This is a genomic window from Streptomyces sp. NPDC060000 (assembly GCF_042737375.1).
Taxonomy (GTDB): Bacteria; Actinomycetota; Actinomycetes; order Streptomycetales; family Streptomycetaceae; genus Streptomyces.
Genome location: NZ_JBHWUU010000008.1, coordinates 137,524 through 161,938, shown reverse-complemented (window position 1 = coordinate 161,938; position 24,415 = coordinate 137,524). Strand labels below are relative to the sequence as shown.

The window sequence follows — 24,415 nt, the reverse complement described above, 5'->3', positions numbered from 1 at the left end:
CCGCTCGGGGTGCGGTCGCTGTTCGCCCGGGCTCCCGCTCCCGCTCGGGGTGCGGCCGGCTTCGCCCGGACTCCCGCTCCCGTTCGAGGTGCGGTCGCTGTTCGCCCGGGCTCCCGCTCCCGCTCGGGGTGCGGCCGGCTTCGCCCGGACTCCCGCTCCCGCTCGGGGTGCGGCCGGCCGCGTCCGGCGGCACGCTCGATGTATGGGTGAGCGATGGGAAGTCCGCCGGGCGGGCGCGGTGAACGCCCCGCACCGGGTGCTGATGATCCCGGGCGGGCTGTGCACAACCGAGTTCTACGCGGACGTCATGGCCGAGCCCGCGGTGGCGGGACTCGGGATGGTCGCGGTGACCCAGCCGGGGTTCGGCCCCACCGAGGCGCCCGCGGACATGTCCATGGAGCACTACGCCCGGCTGATGGCCGACTTCGCCGCCGAGGCCGGCTGCGACACGGTCGTGGGGCACAGCCTCGGCGCGAACGTGGCGCTCGAGATGGCCGCGCTGGGCCTGTTCAAGGGCCCGCTGGTGCTGCTGTCGCCCACCTTCTCGCGCGGCGACGAGGCGAGGTTCCTGACCCTGCTGAACGCCGTGGACCGGGTGCCCGGGCTGGGGAGCGCGGCCTGGGCCGTCACGCTCAAGCTGCTGCCCGTGGGCGTGAAACGCGAGCTGCCGCCGCATCGCGCCGAGGCGCTGGCAGCGGCGATGACCGGCAACGATCCGACGAACTGCCGCCGGATGGTGCGGCACTACTACGCGTACCTGGGCCGTTATCCGTCGTTGGTCCCGAGGCTGTGCGGGGCCGGGGTCCCGGCCTGGGTGGTCCGCGGCGACCATGACGAGATCGGTCTGACGGACGGGGAGCGGCGAGGGCTGGAGGCCTGCCCGCGGATCCGGACCGTGACGGTGCCCGACGCCGGGCACTTCGCCCTGGTGGAACAGCCCGCGCGGATCGCCGACGTCGTCATGGAGGCGGTCACGGCAGTGGTGCGCTGAACCCGGAAGGGCCCGCTCGTCCGAGCTCATCGGCAAGCCGACCCTCATGCAGGTGATGTCCGGCGCCCACCAGGCCGACGCAGGCACGATCGAGGTCGACCGGCAGAAGCAGCACGGGCCGAGCGTGCGCTAAACCGCAGGCCGGGCATCTCCTCCGTGCGCGGCGCCGCGAGCCGGCGAGGGGCCTGAGCGCCGCCGAGAACATCCTGCTCGGGGATCTGCCCGCCCGAGGACCCGCCGTGCGGCGGTGGAGGGCCCTCAGGGAAGAGGTTCGCACCGCCCTCGCCACTCCGGGTATCACCATCGACGTGGAGCGCGCCGCCGGTTCGCTCACCGCCGCCGAGCAGACCGGAGCATCCGTTTCCAGGGCGAGTCGAACGGGAAGAACGCCTCGGTGGTGCTGAAGGACACCGATCTGCGGGCCGCCGTGAAGGCCGTCGTGGCGGCTTCGTTCGGGCAGGCGGACCGGCGCCGCACCGCCGGCCGCGTCGTCGTCGAGCGGCCGGTGTACGAGGAGTCCACCCGGCTGCCGGTCGCCGAGGTCGAGGCGTCCGAAGGCCGGCCCGGGCAGCGACCCGGCGACCGCCCTGTGCCCGCTCGCCGGTCCCGAGCAGCGCGACAGCGTCCTCGCCGACCTGACCGAGGCCGTCGAGCAGGGCGCCACCGCCCTCAGGCGGCCACGCCGACACCGAGGGCGAGCGGGCACACGGCTGCCATGTGCCGCCGACCGTGCTCGGGGACGTCACCTCCGGCACGGCGATCTGGCGGCAGGAGGTCTCCGGGCCGGTCCTCGTCCGGCGCGCGGTCGACGGCTTCGCCGCGGCCGTCCAGACGGTCGACGAGTCCGGTACGGCCTACCAGGAGCAGGGCGAGGAAGCCCTGCGCCTTTCCACGCGCGTCAAGACGGTCGCCGTGCACTTCGGCGGCTGACGATCGGGAGCAGCGGACAACAGAGAGGAGGTGCCGATGGCTGACGAGACGATCGGCATCGTGGGCGCCGGCATCGTGGGTCTGGCCACGGCCCGGGAGATCGCCCTGAGCCGGCCCGGTACCCGGGTCGTGGTCTTCGAGAAGGAGCGGGAGGTCTCGCTCCACCAGACCGGCCACAACTCGGGCGTCGTGCACGCCGGCATCTACTACACACCCGGCAGCCTCAAGGCCGACCTCACGGTACGGGGCGTCGCCCTGCTGCGCGCGTACTGCCAGGACCGCGGGCTGCCGTACCGCGAGATCGGCAAACTGGTGGTGGCGGTCCGCGAGGACGAACTGGGCCGGATGAACGCCCTGTACGACCGGGCCAAGCACAACCATGTGCCGGATCTGCGGAAGGTCTCCCGCGAGGAGATCCGGGAGATCGAGCCGAACGCCGGCGGGGTCGCGGCCCTGCACTCCCCGCGCACCGCGATCACCGACTACCCGGCGATCGCCCGTGCCTTCGCCGAGGACGTCGTCGGCTCCGGGGGAGAGGTCCGGACGGGCTTCCCGGTCACCGGCGTCACCGAGGTGCCGGGCGGTATCGACGTCTTCTCCGGGCGGGAGGCGGTGCGAGTGGACCGGCTGATCCTGTGCGCCGGTCTGCACTCCGACGCCGTGGCCGCTCTCGCGCGGGACCGGCGGGAGCCGCGGATCGTCCCGTTCCGGGGTGAGTACATGCTGCTCAGGCCGGAGCGGACGGACCTGGTGCGGGGCCTGATCTACCCGGTGCCGGACCCGCGCTACCCGTTCCTCGGCGTCCACTTCACACCTCGCGTCGACGGCTCGGTGGAGGTCGGCCCCAACGCGGTCCTCGCCCTGGCCAGGGAGGGGTACACACGCACCCGGACCTCCCCGAAGGACCTGCTAGGCCTCGCCGCCTACCCCGGCACCTGGAGGATGGCGGCCCGGCACTGGCGTACGGGCATCAAGGAGTACCGCGGCTCGTTCTCGGCGGCCGCCTTCATGAAGGACGCGGGGCTGTACGTCCCCGGCGTCGGCGTCCGGGACGTCGTACGCGGCGGTGCGGGCGTGCGGGCCCAGGCCCTGGACCGGGACGGCACCCTCGTGGACGACTTCCGCATCCACCGGGTGGGCCGGGTCACCGCCGTCCGCAACGCGCCCTCGCCGGCCGCCACGGCCTCCATGGCGATCGCCGGGCACATCGCCGAAGCCGTCTTCGGCCGAGCCTGAGGCAGCGGCTGGGAAGCGGGCTCGGAAACCGCTACGCCTTCGGGCCACCCGGGTGGCGTCCGGTGCGGCGGACGCGCCCTCCCGTCCTCTTCCCGGCCCGTCCTCTTCCCGGTCCGTCTTCGTGCCTGCCCGTCCTTGCTGTGCGGCGCCCGCGCCGTCCGGGGCCGGTGGACACGGCGACGAGCGGGGCGGGTGATCAAGTCGGTTGTGTGGAACCGGAGTTGGTGGCCAACCTGATGTGCCGGGCGATCAGCGCATAGGTGGCCCGGGCCTTTTCGTCGTCCTTGGTGTCGTAGCCGTGGTCGGCTCCGTTGACGTCGTGATGCTCGACGAGAGCACCGGCCGCACGCAGCCGCCCGGCGTAGCGCACCGCCTCGTTCCTGAGCAGGTCGTGCTCGGCCGTGATGACCAGCGCCGGGGCGATGCCGTTGAGGTCGGCGGTGTCGGAGGCGTGCGCGGGCGAGACGAGCCGGTGGGCGCGCTCGCGCGGATCCGGCACGTACGAGGTGTCGAAGACCTCGGCCATCCAGGGCCGCAGCATGGGCTTGGCGACGGCCGCCTTCTTGCCCTTCGCGCCGGTAGCGAGGTCCAGGGGAGGGTAGTGCAGCACCTGGAGCGCGATCGACGGGCCGCCCTGCTCCAGCGCCTGGCGGGCCACGGCCGCCGCGAGTCCGCCGCCCGCGCTCTGCCCGCCCACGGTGAGGCGCCCGCCGTCCCAGCCGTGCTCCGCGCCGTGCTCGGCGACCCAGCGGACGACGTCGTAGGCCTGCGTCGGCGGGGCGGGGAACGGGTACTGCGGGGCGACGACGTACCTGACGTTGACCACGACCACTCCCGCCTCGGCGGCGAGGACACGGCAGAGCCCGTCGTCCACCTCGGGCATCGACATGATGTAGCCGCCGCCATGGAAGTTCACGTGCACGGGCGGGCGTGTCGCCGTTCCTGCCGGGGGTGTGTACACCGTGACCGGAGCGGGGGCGACGGAGGTCGGGACGGTCAACTCGGTGACGTCACGCGGGTACTCGGGAAAGCGTGCCTGCCAGGAGGCGCTGGACCCCACGCCGCCGCTCCGGCGGTTCGCCAGCCGGGTGAGGCCCTGCATCGTCTTGGCGGCGAGGGTGGCCACCGCCGGTCTGGCCAGGATGGACATGCGGGGTTCCGTTCGTCGAGCCGTACCGTCGATCGCCAGGATTCCTGTCGAAGAGAACGCAGGGAAGCTAACACGGCGGGACCCGCGCGCGCACTCGTCCGTCAGTCCCGCCGGGCCACGATCCGGTACGCGTTGGACACACCCAGCCGGTGCGACAGCGGACGCACCGCGAACCGGTCGAGCAGGGTGCCCACGATCAGCGCGGGAATCCCGGCGACCAGCAGCGCCGCGCGCAGCGTGCGGCGCAGCGCGTTCGGCGGCTCGGGCAGCCACGGCGCGTCGTCACGCGGCGCCGCGTGGTCCAGCGCCAGCCATACGGCGGCCAGCAGGTCGACCGGGTCGTGCGGCTCGGCGTGCTGCTCCGCCACCACCGTGAAGCCCAGGTCCGTGAGCCGTTCCCGGAGGTTGGCCACCGGTACGAAGTGCAGATGCTGCGGCTGGAGCCAGGGCAGCCACCAGCGGCCGAGGAGCCGCGCGTAGCGGCTCTCGGGGTCCGGCACCTCGATGAGCAGATGGCCGCCGGGCCGTACCGTCTCGCGCGCGGCCCGCAGTTCGCGATCGGGGTCGGTGCTGTGCTCCAGGTAGTGGAACATGCTCACCACGTCGTAGCGGGCCACGAGTTCGGGCGCGAGCTCCGGGAAGCTGCCCCGGTAGCCGCGCTCCACCCGGCCCTCCCGCTCGGCGAGTTCGACGCCGTCGGTGAAGTCGAGCCCGTCGAACGCCGTTCCGGGCAGTACCTCCCGGGCGGCCGCGCAGAAGTGACCGTGGCCCGTGCCGACGTCCAGCCAGGTCTTCGGCCCGGGGTCGTGCGGCAGCATCGACTCGGCCCGCCCCCGGTACATCTTCGTACGGCTTCCGAAGGTGTCCCCGAGCTTCTTCTCGCCCAGCCCGTCGTAGAAGTCCCGGTAGTAGAACTCCAGGCCCTCGGCGCTCAGCCGTGGGTTCTGGAAGGTGTGCCCGCAGCCCTCGCAGCGGTCCAGGACGAAGCGGCCCGGCTTGTGCTGGAGCAGGTCGGTGGTGCGCAAGCGGGTGGTCAGCGCCTCCGCACCGCACCACGGGCAACTGGTGCGCCGGGGCTCGAAGAAGCGGGCCGGACCGGCCGCGAGATCCGCCCGGTAGCCGGGACGCAGCCCGGCGATCCGCTCGGCGGGCTTGGTGTCATCGCTCATGCGCACTCCCTGGCCAGTTCTTCGAGGTGGACCGCGGCGGCGGAGGAACCGCCCGCGGCGCGGAACGCCGTACGGATCCGGCCGGCGGCGGCGCGGTACCCGGGTTCGTCCAGGACGGAGTCCACCGCAGCGCCCAGCTGTCGCGCGGTGACCCGGCCGAACCGCACCCGCACTCCGGCCCCCGCGTCCGCGACCTGCCCGGCCACGACCGGCTGGTCGTCGCGGATCGGCGCCACGACGAGAGGGACCCCGTGCCACAGGGCCTCGCACACGCTGTTGTGCCCGGCATGGCAGACCACCGCGCCCGTTTCCCGTCCCAGTCGTTCCAGCAGGGCGAGTTGAGGCACGTTCGGCACGATCAGCACGTCCTTGTCGTCGCCCCGGGGCTCCAGCGTGCCGCCCGGATCGACGATCACACCCTGCACCCGGTCGGCCCGCTCCCGCAGGACACTCCGGCACACGTCGAGGAACCGCCCGCCGACATCGGTGTTCGCGGTGCCGAGTGTGACCAGTACGGTGGCGCGACCGCCGTCCAGCCACTCCCAGGGGAAGTCGGACGCGGACGGGCGGGCCGCGATCGACGGGCCGACCCAGCGCACGCCCCCGTGCGCGTCGCCCGCCAACTCCGGTGTGCTGAAGGCCAGGACGAGGTGCGGCGAGAAGCGGGGGTCGGCGGTGCCCGCCGGATCCCCGATCGCGGACCGCAGTGCGGCCAGCCGCCGGTCCAGCCACTCCCTGACCTTGGGCAGCCCGGAGAGGGGGTCCGTGAACTCGGCCGTGGTGGTCGCCGAGGTCGCCCACGGCAGGCCCAGCCGCTCCGCGACCAGCGCGCCGGCGAAGGCCTGCTGGTCGGCTACGACGACATCCGGCCGGAACGCCTCGGCGGCCGCCCGCACGCCCGGCGCCATCGCCTCGGCGAGCGGCAGCAGATACCACTCCCACAGGAACTTCAATGCCTCGGGACCGCGCAGGTCGGCCGGCCGCTCGCCCCGCGGTGCCCCGCCGCAGGCGAAGTGCTCCCCGGCCCCGGGGCCGGCCAGCCGGCCGACCAGCTCCGGATCGGCGCAGGCCCACGCCACCCGGTGTCCCCGGGCGGTGAGTTCGGCGGCGACACCGACGGCCGGGTTGAGGTGACCGGTCAACGGCGGTACGACGAACAGGAACCGGCTCATCCGGCCGCCTCCGCCGCCACCCGCCCGGCCTCGTCGACGAGGGACAGGATGTGCCCGCCGACCGTCCCTGAGGCCTCCACCAGGACCGAGTGCTCATGCCCCGGGATCACCACGGTCCGGCAGTCCGGCAGCACCGACCGCAGCCAGGGCGCCAGTTCGGCCAGATCCGAGTCGGCGCCGTACAGACCGAGCACCGGGCAGCGCACCGCCGCTATCTGAGTGTCCGTCATAACCTGGCTGGCCGGGATGTCCTGCCCGAGGGTGGTCTCCCGGGCGAGCCGGGCCGCGCCCCTGGCCAGGCGGGCGGTGTTGTGGCTGCGGTTGGCGGTGATCCAGGCGATCGCGTCGGACTCGTTGTGGGCGAGCTGGGTCACGACCCGGTCCAGGATTCCGCCGAGCTTCACCGCCCAGGAAGCGGTGGCCGGTTCGGACTCGATGAGGCTGACGCTCGCGGCCCGCCCGGGGTGACGGGCCGCGTAGCCGAACGCGATCGTGCCGCCGTAGGAGTTGCCGACCAGATGCACGGGGCCGGTCACCCCCAGCCGGTCGAGCAGCGCCGCCAGGTCGTCGACGTTGTGGTCCAGCGTGTACCCCTCGGCGGGGCGCTCGCTGCGGCCGTGGCCGCGCAGGTCGTACATGACGACGTCGAGTCCCGCGGCCGCGAACGCCGGGGCGACGGTGAAGTAGTAGCTCGCCAGGCTGTCGGTGAGCAGACCGTGCACCAGCACCACGGTGGCGGTGGCCGGCCGGCCGGGCCGGGGGCCGATCCGCTGTACGTGCAACCGGACGGAGCCGGTGTCGACCATCGCCATGGCTCAGCTCGCCTCCGCGGCCTTCAGACTCGTCACGACGTACTCGACGAGCCGGCCGACGGTCAGTTCGATGATCTCGTCGAACTCCATGCCGGCCAGGAACTCGGCGAAGTTGATCCGGTCTCCGTACCGCTCCTGGAGCAGGCCCGCCAGGGTGACCAGGTCGATGCTCTCCAGCTCCAGGTCGCGGTTGAAGGTGGTCCGCATGTCGATCTCGATGTCGTCGAGGCCGTACTCGTCCTGAAGGAGCCGCGCCAGCATGCCGGTGAGATCGGCCAGGACGGACTTCTCGTCGGCGGTGACGGGGGCGGTGGCGGGCGTGCCGGGGGTGGGGGTGCCGGGGGTGGAGGTGCCGGGGGGGGGGGGTGTCATCGGGCGTCGTACTCCTCTGCGGTCGGGTGTCCCGTCGTCCAGGCCACTACGTACGAACGGTCCGGCAGCCGGGACGGGTTGGCGGCGGGTGCGCAGTGCACGGGGTAGGCGCGTTCCAGGCGGCCCGCGACGGTCAGCCGGTCGCCGGCCGGGCTCGCGTCGAGCACCGCGAAGTCCCTCGGCCTGCCCCCGAATCCGGTGCCCTCCGCCTTCGCGACGGCTTCCTTCGCCGCCCAGAAGCGGGTGAACCACAGGGACCCGGAGTCGCCGGTGTCCGCCGACAGGCGGCGCAGCAGCAGCAGTTCGGCCTCGCCGAGGGCCGCGGTGAGGGTCTCCGGAGCGCGGTCGGTGACCTCCTCGATGTCGATCCCCGGGCCGGGACCCGGCGTGTGCGGGCGGACGATCGCGACGCCCGCCTCCGCGCAGTGCGCCAGCGAGACGTCCAGCGCGGGCAGCACGCGGCCGTGCACGCCGGTGACGTACGGACGGCCGGACTCGTCGTTGCACACCCTCAGCTCCGCCGGGAAGACCGGGCCCTCGCCCTGGTCCCACAGCCACCGCCGTACCGCGTCCTTGACCGCGATCCGGCCCAGCAGCCACTGCCGGCGCCCACGCGGCGCGTGCTCCGCGTACTGCGAACGTTCCACGCCGCCCAGGGAGTTGCGCATGATCAGCTCGCGGGACGCCAGGTCCGGCCACCGCTCGTGCAGCAACTGCCAGCCGCCGGGCCGGGTCTCGGACAGGGTGTGGTGTTCCGGGAAGCGCTCGACGGGCCGGGTCTTCGGGTCGTTGTCGAAGCGGCGGTCCTGCCAGCCGTACAGCTCCGCCCAGACCGTGCCCCCGACCGTCAGCTGCACGTCGGCCTCGAGGAACGCGTCGGTGAGCGCCGTGATCCGCACCAGGCACCCCACCTCGCTCCCCGGCGCCGGATGCGGCCCGTGGAAGCGCATCTCCCGCATCCCCACCGGGAACACGACGGTCCGTTCCGTACGGGTCGCCATGATCCAGTAGCCCAGGATCTGGCCGACGTTGTCCAGCAGCGCGCCGGGTGCGGGCGGGGTGGTGATCACTCCGCGCACATGGCGGTCGCCGATCGCGGTGAGCTCCGTGACGCCCCGGAACGCCGGGCCGTGGAACATCCAGCGCTCGTCGTAGAGCTGGGCGGCGGTGTGGTCCGGGACGCGCTCGGCACCGGGGTCGACGGGCCACGGAGCGGGGGGCGGGAAGGCGTGGTCGGCGGCCAGTTCGACGGTGGCGCGGGCCCGCGGGCCGAAGGAGACGGCGAGCCGGTCCTGGCCTTCGGCCGTCACGGTCACCGCCACGTCGACGGCGGGCGTGGCGGTGAGCCACTCCTCGAACCGTGCGCCGTGCACGGCGACCGGCACCCGGCCGGGGGCGGCGCGCTGTGCGGCGTCCACGATGTGCTGCACGATCGTCGTCGCCGGGACGACCGGCCAGCGGTCGGCGACCTCGGGCCAGCCGGGCCGCTGGGGGAAGAAGCAGTGGTCCAGCAGGTAGGGCATGGTGTCGGGGGAGACATGGACGCTGCTGTGCCACGGGCCGGCCCGCCCTGCGGCCGCGGGAACCGTGGCTCTCGCGGTCATGAGGGCGGCGGCCGTGTCCGCCGTCTCGTGGAGCAGGGCGGACAGTTCGGCGGCCATCGGCGAGCCCTCGACGAGGGCGTCCAGTGGCGACGGACCGACGGATCCCGGCGCCCGGGCGGGGGAGCGCACCCCGGCACGCGGTTCGATCAGCTCGGCACGCAGTTCGGTCAGCCGCTGCGGCGCGAGGGACACCAGCCCGCCGCCCAGGTCCAGTCGCACCGGCGGGCGTTGTACACGTCCGGTGCGGGTGCGCAGGGTCTCGTGGGCCGCGGCGGGCGCAAGGGCGGGCGCCACCGCCGCCCCCGCCGTCCACAGCGCGGTGGCGACCCGGCGCAGCTGGGCGAGGCCGGTGCGATGGGGCGAGTTGGCGGCGACGACCAGGTGGTCCCGGCCGCCCAGGGTGTCGGCGACCAGGGAGCCGAGCTGACCGGGACCGACCTGGACGTACACCCGGTGTCCGGCCGTGTACAACGCCTCGGCCAGCTGCCGGAAGCGGACGGGTTCCAGCAGATGGCGGACGAACAGGGACCGTATCCCCGCCTCGTCCTCGGGGAAGGGCGCGGCCGTCGTCCCCGACCAGAGAGGGGTGTGCGGCGGATGCAGCCGGAACCGGTCCGCTGCCTCCTTGATCGGACCGAGGTGCGGCTCCAGCATGGGCGTGTGGAAGCCGGACCGGAAGGGCAGCACCTGGCTGAGCACCCCCTGCGCGCGGAAGGCCCGCACGAAGTCCTCCACCGCCGGCTCCGGGCCGCACACCATGGACTGGCCGGGCGCGTTGTCGTGGGAGAGCACCAGGCCCGCCCCGGAGCCGCCCTCGTCACGCAGGGCGGCCAGCACGCGCTCGGCGGACGCGCCGATCGCGCCGAAGGCCAGCCCGGGAACCGACACCGCGTCCGGGTCGAAACCCGCCATGAACGCGTCGACCTCGTCCCCGGCGTACAGCCCGGCCGCCGCCATCGCCGTCCATTCGCCCACGCTGTGCCCTGCGACCGCGTCCGGCACGACCCCGCTGCGGCGCAGCGCGGCGTCGAGGAGCCGGCCGACGGCGACGACACCGAACCCGTGGCGGCCCACGTCGCCGGTCCGGTCCCCGGCGACCGAGGGGGCGGGCAGCCCGAAGTGGGCGGCGACGTCGTCGACCTGCGGGGTGAAGTCGCCCTCCAGGCCGGGGAACAGGAACGCCAGGGTGCCCCCGCCGGCGCCCAGCAGGGGGCCCGGCCGGAACCAGACGTCACTGCGGCCGTGCCAGGCACGCCGCGCGGCGACCGTGCGGCGGGCCAGAGCGAGCCGCTTCGCGGTCGGCTCGACGATGCCGAGGCGGGCCGGTCCCGCGTCGGGGTGCGGTTGCGAGGGGGCGAGTCCGGCGGCCCGTACGGTGTCGTCGTCGGCGTCCAGGAGGGCGGCGAGACGCGCGGGGGAGTCGGCGGCCAGCAGCAGGACGCGCTCGGGTTCGGCGACCGCCAGGACCGGGCGGGACAGCGCCGTCGGGCGCGATCCGCGGGCCCCCGGCGCCTCCTCCAGCACCACATGCGCGTTGATCCCGCCGAACCCGAACGCGTTGACGGCGGCCCGGCGTAAGGGCTGCCCCGCGGTCGCCTCCCAGTCGGCGGCCTTCTCCAGGGTGCGGAACCGGGTGCGGGCCAGGGCGGGGTGCGGGTCGTCGCAGTGCAGCGTCGGCAGCAGCGTGCCGTGGTGGACGGCGAGCGCGGCCTTGACCAGGCCGGCGACCCCGGCGGCGGGCATGGTGTGCCCGATCATCGACTTGACCGATCCCAGGACGGCTTCACCGTCGCCGGGGCCGAACACCTCCGCGAGGGTGGCCAGTTCGGCTCCGTCGCCCGCCGGGGTCGCGGTGCCGTGCGCCTCCAGCAGACCCAGGGAGCCGGGCTCGGCCGGGTCCAGCCCGGCGGCCCGCCACGCCTGCCGCACGGCCTGTGCCTGACCGCCCGGATCGGGGTTGACCAGCCCGGCCGCCCGGCCGTCGCTGGCCACCCCGGTACCCCGGATCACGGCGTAGACACGGTCGCCGTCGCGTTCGGCGTCAACCAGCCGCTTGAGGACGACGACGCCCGTCCCCTCACCGATCAGGATGCCGTCGGCGTCCCGGTGGAAGGGGCGGATGCGCTGGCTGGGGGAGAGGGCGCGGAGCTGGGAGAAGACGCTCCACAGCGTGATGTCGTGACAGTGGTGGACGCCTCCCGCGAGCATCAGGTCGCAGCGCCCGGAGGCGAGTTCGCCCACCGCCTGGTCCACGGCGACCAGCGAGGACGCGCAGGCCGCGTCCACGGTGTACGCGGGACCGCGCAGGTCGAGCCGGTTGGCGATCCGGGAGGCGGCCAGATTGGGCACCAGGCCGATCGCCGACTCGGGACTGTCCGGCCCGAGCCGCTCGGTGAACGCCGTCCGCACGCGGCCGAGTTGGTCGGGGGTCAGGTCCGGCAGCAACTCGCCGAGCGTACGCACGAGTTGGCCGGCCGTACGGACCCGCTGGTCGAGCCGGACCAGGCCCGGGGTGAGGTAGCCACCCCGGCCGAGGACGACGCCTGCCCGCCCAGGGTCGGGGAGCCGGTCCGGGCCGCCCGCGTCGTCGAGCGCGGCCGAGGCCACATGCAGCGCGATCAGCTGGTCCGGCTCGGTCCCGGCCACCGAGTGGGGCATGATCCCGAACCGGGTGACCTCCACCTCCGCCAGCCCGTCCACGAACCCGCCCCGCCGTGCGTACACCCGGTCCGCGACGGCGGGATCGGACGCGGTGCCGGGACGGTAGTACTCGGCGTCCCAGCGCCCCTCCGGCACCGCGCCGATCGCGTCCACGCCGTCCCGCAGGTTGCGCCAGTACGCGTCCAGGTCGGCGGCGCCCGGCAGCAGCACGGCCATGCCGACGATGGCGACCGGGACCTGAGTGGTCGTCACGGCGGCGCGCCTGTGCAGCCGTTGGGGTGACGTCACCGCGCCGTCACCAGCCCGAGGCCGTGTAGACGACGGCGGTGGCCGACTCGTCGCCCCAGGCCAGCTCCCGCAGCAGCGCCGCGGTCCCCTCCTCGGGATCGATCAGCCGGATGCCGCGCCGCGCGTACTCACGTGCCAGTTCCACGCCCACCATGCCGGCGTGACCCGCCGCGGGCGCCCACGGACCCCAGTGCACGGTCACCGCACGGCGCCCGGTACGGGCGGCGAAGGCCGCGCCGAGGGTCTCCAGCGCGTCGTTGGCGGCCGCGTAGTCCACCTGGCCCCGGTTGCCCAGGACGGCCGAGATCGAGCCGAACAGCACGGTGAACACGGGTGCGGCGGGCAGCTCCTCCAGCGCGGTGAGCAGGGCGTCCGCGCCGGTCGCCTTGGTGCCGTAGACCCGCTGGAAGGACTCGGCGGTCTTCTCCGCGACGAGCCGGTCCTCGATCACTCCGGCCGCGTGCACCACGCCGTCGAGCCGGCCGTGCTCGGCATGGATCTCCTTCACCGCCTGGAGCACCGCCCCGGGCTCCCGGAAGTCGACGGAGCGGTAGCGGGCCCGGCCGCCGAGCGCCGTGAGTTCCGCGAGCGTGGCCGCGATCTCCCGCTGGGCCAGCAGGAGTTCGGCGGCCCGGTTGATGTCCGCCGGTTTCGTGCCGCCGCGGGCGGCGAGCGCGGCGCGCAGCTCGGCCGGGGTGCGGGCGGCCGCGGTGTCCGCGTCCTCGGGACCGTCCGGCGCGGGCGTACGGCCGAGCAGCTCCAGACGGCAGCGGGCGGCACCGGCGAGCGTGGCGGCGAACTGGGCGGTGATCCCCCGGGCCCCGCCCGCGAGCAGCACCACCGAGTCCCGGTCCAGTCCCACCGCCGCCGCCTCCGCGGCCCCGTCCCCTGCCGGTCCGGCGCCCGTGCTGCCGAGCGCGCCGAGCGGCGCCTCCACCAGCTCGAAGCCGTGCCGGCCGGCCGCCGTCCGCAGTACGACCGGGGTGCGGTCCGGCGCGACGGCCTCCGCGACCACGGCGTCCGCGACGGCGGACGGCGAGACGTCGTCGAGGTCGACCACCCGGGCGACGGTCTCCGGATACTCGCGTGCCACCGTCCGGAACAGGCCGCGCAGCCCCGCGGTGCGGGGGTCGGGTGTCCCGCCGTCGGCGCCGCGGACGGCGAGCAGCCGGCGCGGGCCGCGCGCCAGGGCCGCCTGCAGGACGGGGAACGCGTCCGGCAGCACGGGGCTGTCGCCGGCGCCCGCGAGGGCTCCGAGATACAGCACGCCGTCGACCGGCCCGTCCGCCTCCGTCAGCACATGGTCCCGGGCCCGTACGTCGACCTCGGCACCGTGGGACAGCAGCCGGGCCGCCACTTCGGGGGCCTCGCCCAGGAGGGTCCAGCGGGTGCCGGCGAGCGCGGCGGAGAGCGCGGCGGGGGAGGCCTCGCCGCCTTCCCCGGCCCGGTCGCCGGTCCCGCCGTCGAGCAGGACCGGTCGCAGCACATGCCTCCTGGGCGGCTCGCCGGTCACCTCGCGCGTGACCATCGAAGACGTCTCGGGTTCCACGGCTGCCCCAGTCGCCGCAGCCGCGATGGCCCCGACGGGCTGAACAGGGGGAGCGGGGGTGGTGGGGGTGGGTGCGGATGCGTCCGGCGCGCCCAGGCGGGCGGTCAGCCAGTCGGTCACCGCGGCGGCCGTGCGCGCCTTCGCCAGCTCCTCCAACTCGTCGTCGTCCATCGACGTGAGGTCCGCCCCGGCCCCGGCGCCCAGCCGTCTGGCCAACTCGCCCGCGATCTCGGCCCGTTTGATGGAGTCGATGCTGAGATCCGCCTCGAGGTCGAGGTCGGGCTCGATCATGTCGACGGGGTAGCCGGTGCGCTCGCTGATGATCTCCAGCACCACCTGTAGGACGTCGGCGGGCCCGGCGGGCCGGGGTGGAGCGGACTCCGGTGCGGGCGCCGGGCTCGACACCGGCCCCGGCCCTGGTTGGGGTGCCGCGGGGGCCACCGCCGGTTGCGCCGTGGGGAGTTGGGGGACCGCCTGGATCATCGGCGCAGCCGCCGCCACGGGCGGGGCGGGCTGTGTGCCCGGCGTGGCCCCGAAGTAGGTGAGCAGCACGTCCCGTTGGGCGGCGATCATCTCCCGGCTGGTGCGCAGGAATTCGGAGATGAGCGCGTCCCGGTCGGACGGGACGCCGTGCGGGGGGTTCGTCGGCACAGTCGCCACGGTCCTCTCGATGGGTTCCACGACTCGTCGGGCCGGTGCGAGCGCACCGGGCAGGAGGGCGCCGGCGGCGGTGCGGACCAACTGTCCGTCGACCGTCCAGCCGGGCCGCTTCGGGACCGGGGTCCGTACCGCGTCGACCGCGTCCCGGCCGCGCAGCAGCCAACCGGCGCGTACCGGCCGGCCCGCGACGGCGAGCCGGGCCAGGGCGTCGAGCCAGTCGCGCAGACCGCCGCCGGGGCGGGGTTCGCAGGCCACCGTGCGGTGCGGACGGTCGCCTAGGATCTGCCCGACCAGCCGGGTGAGCACCGAACCGGGACCGGCTTCGACGAAGGTGCGCGCGCCCGCCTCGTACATCGCCTCGATCTGCTCGACGAAGGCGACCGGGGCCCCGATCTGGGCGGCGAGTCCGGCCCGTACCGCGTCCGGGTCGGCGGGGTACGGTGCGGCCGTGCGGTTGGACCACACCGGGAACTCGGGCGCGTGCACCGGCCGGGCCGCGAGCGCTTCGGCGAACCGGTCGGCGGCGCCGGCGACCAGCGGGCTGTGGAAGGCGCAGGCCACGGGGATGCGCTTGGCCCCGAGACCGGCTTCGCGCAGCAGACGTACGGTCTCGGTGACGGCGTCGGTGGGGCCCGAAATGACCGTCTGCCGGGGCGAGTTGCGGTTGGCGACGACCACGGAGTCCGGCGCCCGCGCCGCCTCGAGGGCCCGCACCACGTCCTGGGCGCCGGCCGCGACGGCAGCCATGGCCCCTGGATCGCCTCCGGCGGGCGGGGTGCCTCCGGCGGAGCCGGACTGCGCGGAGCCTCCGGCGGACGTGGTGGTGCCGGTTGACCCGTTGGAGTCGGCCGACGCGGTGGCGCCCGCGGTATGGCCCGCGGTGGCGCCGGCGAACACGGTGGACGTGGCGGATGCGATGGTTCCGGTGGACTCGGTGGGGTCGGCGGCCGCCGTGATCCCGGCGGCCGCGTCGACCCTGGCGGCCCCCGTGATCCCGTCGACCCCGGCAGCCTCCGTGACCCCGGTGGCCCCGTCATCCCCGGTGGCCCCGTCGACCCCGGCAGCCTCCGTGATCCCGGTGGCCCCGTCGATCCCGGCAGCCCCGGTCACCCCCGCGGCGGCGAGAATCGCCGCCGCCCGTTCCGCGCTCAGTTCCAGCAGGGTTTCGGGGCTCAGGGCGCCGGCCGCGCAGAGGGCGACCAGCTCGCCGTAGCTGTGGCCTGCGGCCATGTCCGGCCGTACGCCGGCCGCGGTGAGCACGGCGTGTGCGGCGAGCCCGGCGATGCCGAGGGCCGGCTGCGCCACCCGGGTGTCGGTCAGCGCGCTCTGCTGGCGGTCACGTACGGCCTCGGCGAAGGCGGCCGGGGGGTACAGCGTGTCGGCGTGGGCGCGTCCGAGCTCCAGATAGGGGCGCAGCTCGGGGAAGGTGACGAACAGGTCGGCGAGCATGCCGGTGCGCTGGCTGCCCTGGCCGGGGAAGAGAAAGGCGACCTTGCCGTCACCGGGCTCGTCGTCCGCGGCCCGGTGGATCCCGGGCGCGGTGTCGAGCCCGGCAGGATCGGCCGACACCCGCCGCAACTTGCCGACCAGGTCGTCCAGGTCCGTCGCCACGATCGCGACCTGCGCCGGTTCCCCGCTCGCGTCCGAGCGCCGCGCCGCGCTGAGCGCCAGGTCCCGCAGGCGCCACGGCCGGCCTTCCGCCTCCGCCGCCGTCAGGAGTTCGTCCACCGCACGGCGGGCCGCGGCCGCGTCCCGCCCACGGAAGACGAACAGTTCGGCCGGCCAGGCGTCCAGTCCTCGCACCGGCGGCACTCCACCGGCGTAAGCACCCAGCACCACATGGAAGTTGGTGCCACCGAAGCCGAAGGCGCTGACCCCGGCGACCCGTTCCTCCGGGGGCGCGGCCCAGGGCCGGGCCCGCGCATGGAAGGCGAAGGGGCTTTCCTCCGGCTCCCAGGCCGCGTTGGGGGCCTCGACGTGCAGGGTGGGCGGCCTGACGCCCGTGTGCAGGGCCAGCAGTGTCTTGATCAGACCGGCGAGTCCGGCGGCGCACTTGGTGTGTCCGATCTGCGACTTCACCGAGCCGATCACACAGCCGCCCGGCTTCGCCCCGGCCTCGCCGAACACCTCGCTGAGGACGCGCAGTTCGGTGCGGTCGCCGACCACGGTCCCGGTGCCGTGCGCCTCGACGAGTCCGACGTCGGCCGGTGAGACGCCCGCGTTGCGGTAGGCGCGTTCCAGGGCCGAACGCTGACCCTCGGGCCTGGGCGCGGTCAGGCCTAGGGACCGGCCGTCGCTGGAGGAGCCGAGGCCCTTGATGACGCCGTAGATCCGGTCTCCGTCGCGTTCGGCGTCCGCGAGCCGCTTGAGGACGACGCAGGCCACGCCCTCGCCGAGGGCGATGCCGTCCGCCGAACCGTCGAAGGCGCGGGAGCGGCCGGTGGGGGACAGGGCGTGCACGGAGGAGAAGAGGACGTAGTCGTTGATGCCGTTGTGCAGGTCGGCGCCGCCGCACAGCACCACGTCGGAGGTGCCGCCGACGAGCTCCTTGCAGGCGACGTCCACCGCGGCCAGCGAGGAGGCGCAGGCGGCGTCGACGGTGTAGTTGGCGCCGCCGAGGTCGAGCCGGTTGGCGATCCGCCCGGAGATGACGTTGGCGAGCATGCCGGGGAAGGAGTCCTCGGTGAGCTGCGGGAGCTGCTCGTCCAGGCCCGCCGGGACCTCGCCGTGGTAGGAGGGCAGCACCGCCCGCAGCGTGGCCGCGTTCGACAGGTCGCTGCCCGCCTCCGCGCCGAACACCACCGAGGTGCGGGACCGGTCGAACTCCCGCTCCCCGTCGCCGTATCCGGCGTCCTCCAGCGCGCGCCGGGCCGCCTCCAGGGAGAGCAGCTGCACCGGCTCGATGCTGCCGAGCGACGCGGGCGGGATCCCGTACCGCAGTGGGTCGAAGGGGATGCGGGGCAGGAAGCCGCCCCATTTCGACGGGGTGTACGTGCCGTGGTGGACGGCCGGGTCCCAGCGGTCGGCCGGCACCTCGCCGACCGCGTCCACGCCCCCGACCACGTTCGCCCAGAAGGTGGGCAGGTCGGGCGCCTGCGGGAACATGCACGCCATGCCGACGACCGCGATGTCCAGCGGGGCCGGGGCGGCAGGCTCCCGTCCCTGTGCCGCGAAGCCCGACTCGGCGGCGCGCCGAGCGAGATGCTCGGCCGCGCCGGTCGTCACGGACTCGTGCAGCGCGGCGAGCGTGGTGGTCGCCGAGCGCAGCACGGCCACCTCCCCGGCCATGAACATCCCCTCGGCGAGCTGACGTCGCTCGTCGACGGGGGTGAGGGCGCCGTCGGCGTCCCGGGTCACGCCCTTGCTCGCGATGCGCAGCCGGCCGACGTTGAGCCGTTCCAGGCCTTCCCAGATCTGCCGGTCCCCCGCGCCCTCGGCGCGCAGCCGGGTCGCCTGGTCGCGGTAGCCGGCGGCGAACGGGCTCGGCACGCAGCGGGTGGCGTGACCGGGCGCCGACTCCAGGAGGGTGGTGCGCTCGGCGTCCACGACCTGCCGCTGGAAGAGCGGCCGGATCGCGCCGTGAGCGACCGCCTCCTCCGTGAACAGGTACGCGGTGCCCATCAGCAAGCCGACGGCCGCTCCGCGTGCGGTCAGCGGCGCGGCGAGCGCGGCGACCATCGCCGCCGACCGCTCGTCGTGCACTCCGCCGGCGAAGAACACCTCGAGGTCGTCGCCCTTGCGGCCTGTCACATGGTCTTCCAGGACGGCGAGTTGGGCCTCCCAGAGCGGAAAGCTGCCGCGCGGCCCGATGTGCCCTCCGCACTCCGAGCCCTCGAACACGAACCGGCGCGTCCCGGCCTCCAGGAACTGCCGCAGCAGCCCCGGCGACGGCACGTGCAGGAAGGTCCGGATGCCGTCCCGCTCCAGCGCCTGCGCCTGGGACGGCCGTCCGCCCGCGATGATCGCGTGCGTCGGCCGCAGCTCCCGTACGGCCTCCAGCTGTGCGGTGCGCACGTCCTCCGGCGCGAAGCCGAGCACGCCCACGCCCCAGGGCCGGCCGGCCACCGCGTCCCGGGTCTCGGCGAGCATCGCCCGCGTCCGCGCGCCGTCCGCCAGGGCCAGGGCGAGGAAGGGCAGCGCCCCGTCGGCCGCCACCGCCGCGGCGAACGCGGCCCCGTCGCTCACCCTGGTCATCGGCCCCTGCGCGAGAGGCAGGCGCGTCCCGAGCGCCCGGCTCATCGGCGACCCGGCGCGCAGCGCCCGTACGGCCGTGTCGTCGCGTACGGCGCCCAGGACCGCTTCCCGCAGCGCTCGCACGGTCCGCCGTACGTCACCCCAGCGCTCGGCGAACCGGGCGGCGAGGAAGCCGTCCTGGCCCACCGGGAGCAGCTGGGTGCGTGGGTCCTGCGCGCCCAGCAGTGCCGCCACCGCCCGCGGTCCCGCGTCCGGTGCGACCTGCGGGGCGTCCGGGCCGCGCCGCCGCAGGACGCGGTGTCCGGCGAGGACCACGGTCTCCGAGCCGTCCAGGGTGCGCAGCGCCGCGGCGGCGGGTTCGGGGAGCGCCGACTCGGCGAGCAGCGCGAGCTGGCTGTCCAGGACGACGCCGGTCGCGCCGCCGGCCACCGCGGCGGCGGCCGTGCGCGGCCCGATGCCGCCGCACGCCCACACTGGGGAGGTCACCTCGGGTGCCGCGAGGAGCTGCTGGAGCAGGACGAAGGTGCTCAGTTCGCCGATCCGGCCACCGCACTCGGCGCCCCGGGCGATCAGGCCGTGTGCTCCGGCGCGTAACGCGTCCCGCGCGCCCGCCAGATCGGTGACTTCGACCAGTACGCGGTAGCGCGCAGAGAGGTCGCCTGCCGGCCAGCGCGTCGCGTCGGTGGCCGCGGTGCCGGAGGCCTGTGCCACTTCCGTACTGAGGACCACCGTGTGCGGGCCGCCGGGCTCCAGGTCGGCGGGGGTGAGCCGGCAGTTCGCGCCGATCCGGACCCCGAAGGCCCCGGGGGAGGCCCGGCGCAGATGTGCCAGGGCCTCGCGGGATCTTCGGTCACCGGATCCCAGGTCGAGCACGCCGAGCCCGCCGGCCCGGCCGATCGCCAGGGCGAGCCCGGCGTCGGGTTCGCCGAAAGGAGTGATGCCGATGATCATGTCCTCGGAACGCACAGCGGACGTCATGATTCTCCGAATCAAGGGTGAGACTGCACGGTGGGGGGTTCGGGACAGCAAAGGCGGCTCACCGGATTCCAGCGGGCAGAGGTACACCGCGGAACGCCGTTCTAAAGCGCGTGCTCGAAACGCGTTGAAAGGTAGTGCGCTTATTACTCACTGGTCAACGTTCGAACGACCGGCCGGTAACCAGCCGCAACGATTCGGTCAGTCGCGGGCGTGGGCCAGGGCGTAGGAAATCGGATGAATTCCTGTCCGGACCGGCCCCGTTCACCCCCCACTCACACTGTAGAAACATGAACGACCGCAGGAAATGGGTTCCTCTGGACCGCTTGTCCGAATCGCAACGCACATTCCCGGCGTCGGTCGGGTGGCGGAGAAAACTCTGTGTGTCGGCCCCGGAGTGACCGGGAAAGGCTGCCCCGGCACCGGGGTCGGAGAACCGACCCGGACGGCGCCTGTGTCCACGTCCGTGCCCACGTCCGTGCGCGGGTCCGTGCCCGTGCCGTGCCCGCGTCCGCGCCCGCGTCGAAGTGCGGCCCGGTTCGTTCGGCCGAGAGGGTCGAGGGCCGTACGGGTCCCGGGCGGCTTGTCCGGAGTGTTGCCGCGGGGGCCGGTGTGACGATCAGCTCATAGTTCGCATATGACGCGTACCCGTACGGCGCTGCTGTGCGCCGCCGCTCTCCTCGCCTCGACGTTCCAGACGGCGGCCGCCGCCGTGACCGCCGCCCCCGACCACCAGCACCGGGCCTGCGCCGCCACTCGCGCCCCGCGGGGCCAGGCGCGCGAGGTCCTCGCTCTCGTCCGGGCGGCCCGCAAGGAACTCGACCTCAAGGCCGCCCTGGTCAAGGTCACGGTCGACGGGCGTGAACTCGTCACCGGCGCGGTCGGCAATTCCCTCACGGATGTGCCCGCCACTCCCGCCGCGCACTTCCGGACCGGCTCGGTCGGCATCGCCTTCATGGGTACGGTGCTGCTCCAGCTCGTCCAGGAGCACAAGGCGCGCCTCGACGACCCGGTCTCCCGCTGGCTGCCCGACCTGCCGCACGGCGATGAGATCACCCTGCGCATGCTCGGCGACTCGACCTCGGGCCTGCACGACTACGTCACCGACCCGGTCTTCCTGAAGAAGCTCTACGCCGACCCCTGGCAGCACTGGTCCCCCGAGGAGGTCGTCGGGATCTCCCTCAGCCACCCCCTGTGGTACCGGCCGGGCACCAACTGGAGCTATTCGCACGCCAACTTCGTCCTCCTCGGCCGCGCCCTGGAGAAGATCTCCGGCACCCCGCTCGACCGTCTCCTGCGCCAACGCGTCATGAAACCCCTGAAGCTGCGCAACACCCGCAACAACGACACCGCGCTCATCCCGCCGCCCGTGCTGCACGCCTACGACGACGAACGCGGCACCTACGAGGAGTCCACCTACTGGAATCCCTCCTGGACCACCGCCCCCGGCGCCGTCCTGACCCAGGACATCTGCGACCTGGCCCGCTCCGGGCAGGCCGTCGGTTCGGGCGAACTGCTCTCCAAGCGCTCGTTCCGCACCCAGCTGGACCCGGGCACGGTCGGCCTCGGACATCCCACCGCGAACTGCCCCGCCACGGTCTGCCTGCCCATGACCGAGGACTTCCACTTCGGCATCGGCGTCATCGTCAAGAACGGCTGGGTGGTGCAGAACCCGTCCTTCTTCGGCTACGCGGCCGTGATGGCGTACGAGCCGCACAAGCGGCTGTCCATCGCGGTGTCCACGACGGTGGGCCCGGACGCCCCCGGCGGCAACACCGCCCAGACGATCACCGAACGGATCGCGGACCTGCTCGACCCGCAGCACCCGCTGTCCGGCTGATTTTCCCCCTCAGCGCCCGGCGCGCACCCCGTCCGGGGCGATGGCCAGGACGCGGTCGCGCTGGGCGTCGTCCACGAAGGCCGTCGCGGTGATACCGGCGACCAGCCGCAGCAGATCGCCGAAGTCCTGTCCGTCCGGGCCGCCCCGGCCCGCGGCGTCCGCTCGAACAGCGGGTCGCCCGCCGCGCTCGCGCCGAACACCGGCGTCCTGATCCTCGCCCGGGTGGTCCAGGGCATCGGCGGCGCGCTCTTCCCGCTCTCCTTCGGCATCATCCGGGACGAGTTCGCCCCCTCCCGGGTGCCCGGCAGCATCAGCAACCTGTCCGCCGTGATCGCCGCCGGCGCTGGCGTCGGTATGGTCGCGCCCGGACCCATCGTCTCCGCGTCCCGCGCGGGCGCCAAGGCGCTGCTCACTACAGGCGCCGCGCTCGGTGCGCTCGCTCTGGGCTTCCTCGCCCTCTGGCACGACGAGCAGTGGCAAGTGGCCCTCGTGGCAGGCGTGTTCGGCCTCGGCATCGGACTTGCCTTCGCGTCGATGGCCAACCTGATCGTGGGCGGCGTCCCCGCCGCCCAGACCGGCGCCGCCACCGGCATGAACGCCAAACATCCGCACCATCGGCGGGTCCATCGGCGCCGCCGTCACCAGTGTCCTGGTCACCGGCCGCCTCCAGCCGTCGGCCTGCCCTACGGCTCCGGCCACACCCACGGCTTCGCCCTGCTCGCGGTGCTCTGTCTGACCGCCGCCCTCGCCGCCCTGCTGGTCCCCGTCCGCCGCGCGACGTGTCTTCCCGACCCGGCGGCGCACCAGCTGCCGACCGCCGCACCCACCCCCGTGCGGTAAGCTCTACCTGCGCGTTCCCGCAGTTCACCGCAGCGGAAACGCCTCGGGACGTGGCGCAGCTTGGTAGCGCACTTGACTGGGGGTCAAGGGGTCGCAGGTTCAAATCCTGTCGTCCCGACTTTTGAAGTCGCAGGTCAGAGGCTGTACCGGAGTCGCTCCGGTACAGCCTCTCGCTTTCAGGACTCGAGGATCCTGCGCTTCTGCTCCTCGAACTCGGCCTCGGTGAGAACACCCTGGGCCTTGAGCTCTCCGAGCTGCTTCAGCTGGTCGATCTTGCTGGTCATATCGGCCGGCTGGGCGGCCGGCGGCGTGGCGGACGGCTCCGGCTGCGGTGCTGCCTGCTGAACGTCCTGTTGGGCCCAGCGCCCCTGCTGGCGGCGCGACACCCGGTTCGACACCGCGGTCGCCGTACCGGCCACCACGGCTGTGCGGGCGACCCCGCGGAGGAGACCTGGCACGGTGGTTTCCTTTCTCGCCGGAGATACGTGAAAAAGACGCGAAGAGGCGTGAAAGAGACGCGGGAAAGACAGCTTCTCCGGCCGGCGCGCGATGTGTGCGCGCCGGATACCTCCATTGGACCACCGCCGGATTTCCCGCGCACTTCGGCCCGGGCGCCGCCCCCTCGTGAATAGCGGTGTGGTGCCGGTCTGTCATTCCCGTGGCAAGCTGATACGTGGGCAACCGAACGGCCACATGTCAGTGGCGAGATGTCTGTGGGAGGAGCCCTAGATGACCGCGACCGGAATGCACCACCGACACGGATCGGCAAGCAGCGGAGCGTGGGTGTCCGGCTGGACCGGTTTCGCCGGGGTCATGATGATCTTCGGTGGGCTGATGGCGATATTCCAGGGAATCGCCGCCATCGCCAAGGACGATGTATTCGTCGTCACGCGTAACTACGCGTACAACTTCAACCTGACGAGTTGGGGCTGGATCCACCTCGTCCTCGGCGTGCTGGTCGTCCTCGCGGGCGCCGCTCTGTTCCGTGGCGCGGTATGGGCACGCGTCATCGGAATCGCCGTGGCCGGCCTGTCGATGATCGCCAATTTCATGTGGCTGCCGTACCAGCCCGTCTGGGCCATCGTGCTGATCGCCGTGGATGGCTTCGTCATCTGGGCGCTGTGCATCGGAACAGGCCGCGAGTAGTGCGCGACCCGGCGAGCGGCCGTCGGGCCGTCCGGCGCGGAGGAGCACCCCGGGGTGGCTGACGGTGGACGCGCCACCGAGCAGTACTGATCCACTCGTGTTCTGGTTGTCGGGCGGATTCCTCTGAATATCCGCTCGATGTGCGCGTCGGCACCCACAAGGAGACAGGAGTGGAATTCGGCGGCAGTGACGGTCGCCGGCCTCCTGCCGCCCGCTCCTCGCAGGACAGAGGGCGCTGGTGACGGGCGCGAATTCCGGCATCGGCAAAGCCACGGCGATCGGTTGCCGACATCGTTTCCCGAATGGTCGAGGAGTTCGGGACCACCGACGTCATGGTCGCCGATGCGGGACTCCAACGGGATTCCCCCGTCACCGATATGACCCTGGACCAGTGACCAAGGTGCTGGACGTGAATCTGACCGGACAGTTCCTGCGCGCACGGGAAGCGGCCAAGGGAATCCATTGGTGGGTACCACGATCTGCGTCGTCGGCGGAATGACGCTGTTCCCCGGATTCGCCACCCGGACGGCTGAGACCCGCCCCGCCTCAGCCGTCCGGGACGAGCCACCGCCGAGAACCATGTGAACAGCGCGATCGACCACTTGTCGGCGGACGGCCCCGCTCAACTGCCGCCGCCCGGGAACTGATGGTCTTCACCCTGGGCTCCCACATCCTGCTCGTGCCCTTCGGCCTGGCCCTGCCCGCCATCACGGATCGGCAAGGCGGTCGCCGAGCGGTTCGGAGTGACGTTCGTCGTGCGTGCCCAGGGCGACGACTTCCACAGCGCCGCCGGCATCGCCAGGGTTCGAGACGCTGGAGTCACCGG

The 24,415-nt window shown here is 73.7% G+C and carries 13 protein-coding genes, 1 tRNA gene and 4 pseudogenes; 9 read left to right on the top strand and 9 right to left on the bottom strand.

The window, feature by feature from the left end; translation table 11 throughout:
- Window positions 1-202 precede the first annotated feature (202 nt).
- From ACFWBB_RS07280 to lhgO, 4 genes and pseudogenes are all read left to right on the top strand, one after another.
- Window positions 203-991 (top strand): alpha/beta fold hydrolase, encoded by a 789-nt coding sequence (locus ACFWBB_RS07280; RefSeq protein WP_385268016.1) that lies wholly within the window; start codon window positions 203-205, stop codon window positions 989-991.
- 247 nt (window positions 992-1,238) lie between these two features.
- Window positions 1,239-1,481 (top strand): annotated as a pseudogene (locus tag ACFWBB_RS07275) (aldehyde dehydrogenase family protein); the annotation flags it as partial.
- Between the two features lie 227 nt (window positions 1,482-1,708).
- Window positions 1,709-1,921, top strand: coding sequence for a hypothetical protein (locus ACFWBB_RS07270; RefSeq protein ID WP_385268014.1), 213 nt, complete (start codon window positions 1,709-1,711; stop codon window positions 1,919-1,921).
- Between the two features lie 36 nt (window positions 1,922-1,957).
- The gene (lhgO, locus tag ACFWBB_RS07265) at window positions 1,958-3,157 is read left to right on the top strand and encodes an L-2-hydroxyglutarate oxidase (RefSeq protein ID WP_385268012.1); all 1,200 of its coding nucleotides are present in this window, start codon (window positions 1,958-1,960) and stop codon (window positions 3,155-3,157) included.
- Window positions 3,158-3,353: 196 nt separating this feature from the next.
- Here the strand turns inward: lhgO and ACFWBB_RS07260 are convergent, their stop codons facing one another.
- From ACFWBB_RS07260 to ACFWBB_RS07230, 7 genes are all read right to left on the bottom strand, one after another.
- Window positions 3,354-4,307, bottom strand: coding sequence for an alpha/beta hydrolase fold domain-containing protein (locus tag ACFWBB_RS07260; protein WP_385268010.1), 954 nt, complete (start codon window positions 4,305-4,307; stop codon window positions 3,354-3,356).
- 101 nt (window positions 4,308-4,408) lie between these two features.
- Window positions 4,409-5,476 carry a class I SAM-dependent methyltransferase gene (locus ACFWBB_RS07255; protein WP_385268008.1) on the bottom strand — a complete coding sequence of 356 codons (1,068 nt, stop codon included), beginning with the start codon at window positions 5,474-5,476 and terminating at the stop codon, window positions 4,409-4,411.
- Window positions 5,473-6,648 (bottom strand): glycosyltransferase, encoded by a 1,176-nt coding sequence (locus ACFWBB_RS07250; protein WP_385268006.1) that lies wholly within the window; start codon window positions 6,646-6,648, stop codon window positions 5,473-5,475. The genes ACFWBB_RS07255 and ACFWBB_RS07250 overlap by 4 nt, the downstream gene beginning before the upstream one ends.
- Window positions 6,645-7,460, bottom strand: coding sequence for an alpha/beta fold hydrolase (locus tag ACFWBB_RS07245; RefSeq protein WP_385268004.1), 816 nt, complete (start codon window positions 7,458-7,460; stop codon window positions 6,645-6,647). Before ACFWBB_RS07245 ends, ACFWBB_RS07250 begins: the two co-directional genes overlap by 4 nt.
- 3 nt (window positions 7,461-7,463) lie before the next feature.
- Complete coding sequence (locus ACFWBB_RS07240; RefSeq protein ID WP_385268035.1) at window positions 7,464-7,721, bottom strand: acyl carrier protein; 258 nt, start codon at window positions 7,719-7,721, stop codon at window positions 7,464-7,466.
- Between the two features lie 107 nt (window positions 7,722-7,828).
- The gene (locus ACFWBB_RS07235) at window positions 7,829-12,349 is read right to left on the bottom strand and encodes a beta-ketoacyl synthase N-terminal-like domain-containing protein (RefSeq protein WP_385268002.1); all 4,521 of its coding nucleotides are present in this window, start codon (window positions 12,347-12,349) and stop codon (window positions 7,829-7,831) included.
- A 43-nt stretch (window positions 12,350-12,392) separates the two neighbouring features.
- The gene (locus ACFWBB_RS07230) at window positions 12,393-19,766 is read right to left on the bottom strand and encodes an SDR family oxidoreductase (RefSeq protein ID WP_385268000.1); all 7,374 of its coding nucleotides are present in this window, start codon (window positions 19,764-19,766) and stop codon (window positions 12,393-12,395) included.
- Between the two features lie 634 nt (window positions 19,767-20,400).
- Here ACFWBB_RS07230 and ACFWBB_RS07225 point away from each other — a divergent pair.
- Complete coding sequence (locus tag ACFWBB_RS07225; RefSeq protein ID WP_385267998.1) at window positions 20,401-21,603, top strand: serine hydrolase domain-containing protein; 1,203 nt, start codon at window positions 20,401-20,403, stop codon at window positions 21,601-21,603.
- A 9-nt stretch (window positions 21,604-21,612) separates the two neighbouring features.
- Here ACFWBB_RS07225 and ACFWBB_RS07220 read toward each other — a convergent pair.
- Window positions 21,613-21,788: pseudogene (locus ACFWBB_RS07220) on the bottom strand (TetR family transcriptional regulator); the annotation flags it as partial.
- Here ACFWBB_RS07220 and ACFWBB_RS07215 point away from each other — a divergent pair.
- Together ACFWBB_RS07215 and ACFWBB_RS07210 are read left to right on the top strand one after the other, a co-directional pair.
- Window positions 21,784-22,443, top strand: a pseudogene (locus ACFWBB_RS07215) (hypothetical protein); the annotation flags it as partial. The pseudogenes ACFWBB_RS07220 and ACFWBB_RS07215 overlap by 5 nt on opposite strands.
- 44 nt (window positions 22,444-22,487) lie before the next feature.
- A tRNA-Pro gene (locus ACFWBB_RS07210) sits at window positions 22,488-22,561 on the top strand.
- A 58-nt stretch (window positions 22,562-22,619) separates the two neighbouring features.
- Here ACFWBB_RS07210 and ACFWBB_RS07205 read toward each other — a convergent pair.
- Window positions 22,620-22,901, bottom strand: a complete 282-nt coding sequence (locus ACFWBB_RS07205) for an SHOCT domain-containing protein (RefSeq protein WP_385267996.1) — start codon at window positions 22,899-22,901, stop codon at window positions 22,620-22,622.
- 271 nt (window positions 22,902-23,172) lie between these two features.
- Between ACFWBB_RS07205 and ACFWBB_RS07200 the strand changes: the two genes are divergently transcribed.
- Window positions 23,173-23,589, top strand: a complete 417-nt coding sequence (locus ACFWBB_RS07200) for a hypothetical protein (protein WP_385267994.1) — start codon at window positions 23,173-23,175, stop codon at window positions 23,587-23,589.
- A gap of 235 nt (window positions 23,590-23,824) precedes the next feature.
- Window positions 23,825-24,043: pseudogene (locus ACFWBB_RS07195) on the top strand (SDR family NAD(P)-dependent oxidoreductase); the annotation flags it as partial.
- Window positions 24,044-24,415: the final 372 nt, after the last annotated feature.

What these genes read in the sequence shown, in the direction of transcription:
- ACFWBB_RS07200 (WP_385267994.1), top strand. Translation starts at nt 23,173, where the DNA reads ATGACCGCGACCGGAATGCACCACCGACACGGATCGGCAAGCAGCGGA.
- ACFWBB_RS07225 (WP_385267998.1), top strand. Translation starts at nt 20,401, where the DNA reads ATGACGCGTACCCGTACGGCGCTGCTGTGCGCCGCCGCTCTCCTCGCC.
- ACFWBB_RS07245 (WP_385268004.1), bottom strand. Translation starts at nt 7,460, where the DNA reads ATGGCGATGGTCGACACCGGCTCCGTCCGGTTGCACGTACAGCGGATC.
- ACFWBB_RS07230 (WP_385268000.1), bottom strand. Translation starts at nt 19,766, where the DNA reads ATGACGTCCGCTGTGCGTTCCGAGGACATGATCATCGGCATCACTCCT.
- ACFWBB_RS07255 (WP_385268008.1), bottom strand. Translation starts at nt 5,476, where the DNA reads ATGAGCGATGACACCAAGCCCGCCGAGCGGATCGCCGGGCTGCGTCCC.
- ACFWBB_RS07240 (WP_385268035.1), bottom strand. Translation starts at nt 7,721, where the DNA reads ATGCTGGCGCGGCTCCTTCAGGACGAGTACGGCCTCGACGACATCGAG.
- ACFWBB_RS07280 (WP_385268016.1), top strand. Translation starts at nt 203, where the DNA reads ATGGGTGAGCGATGGGAAGTCCGCCGGGCGGGCGCGGTGAACGCCCCG.
- ACFWBB_RS07250 (WP_385268006.1), bottom strand. Translation starts at nt 6,648, where the DNA reads ATGAGCCGGTTCCTGTTCGTCGTACCGCCGTTGACCGGTCACCTCAAC.
- lhgO (WP_385268012.1), top strand. Translation starts at nt 1,958, where the DNA reads ATGGCTGACGAGACGATCGGCATCGTGGGCGCCGGCATCGTGGGTCTG.
- ACFWBB_RS07260 (WP_385268010.1), bottom strand. Translation starts at nt 4,307, where the DNA reads ATGTCCATCCTGGCCAGACCGGCGGTGGCCACCCTCGCCGCCAAGACG.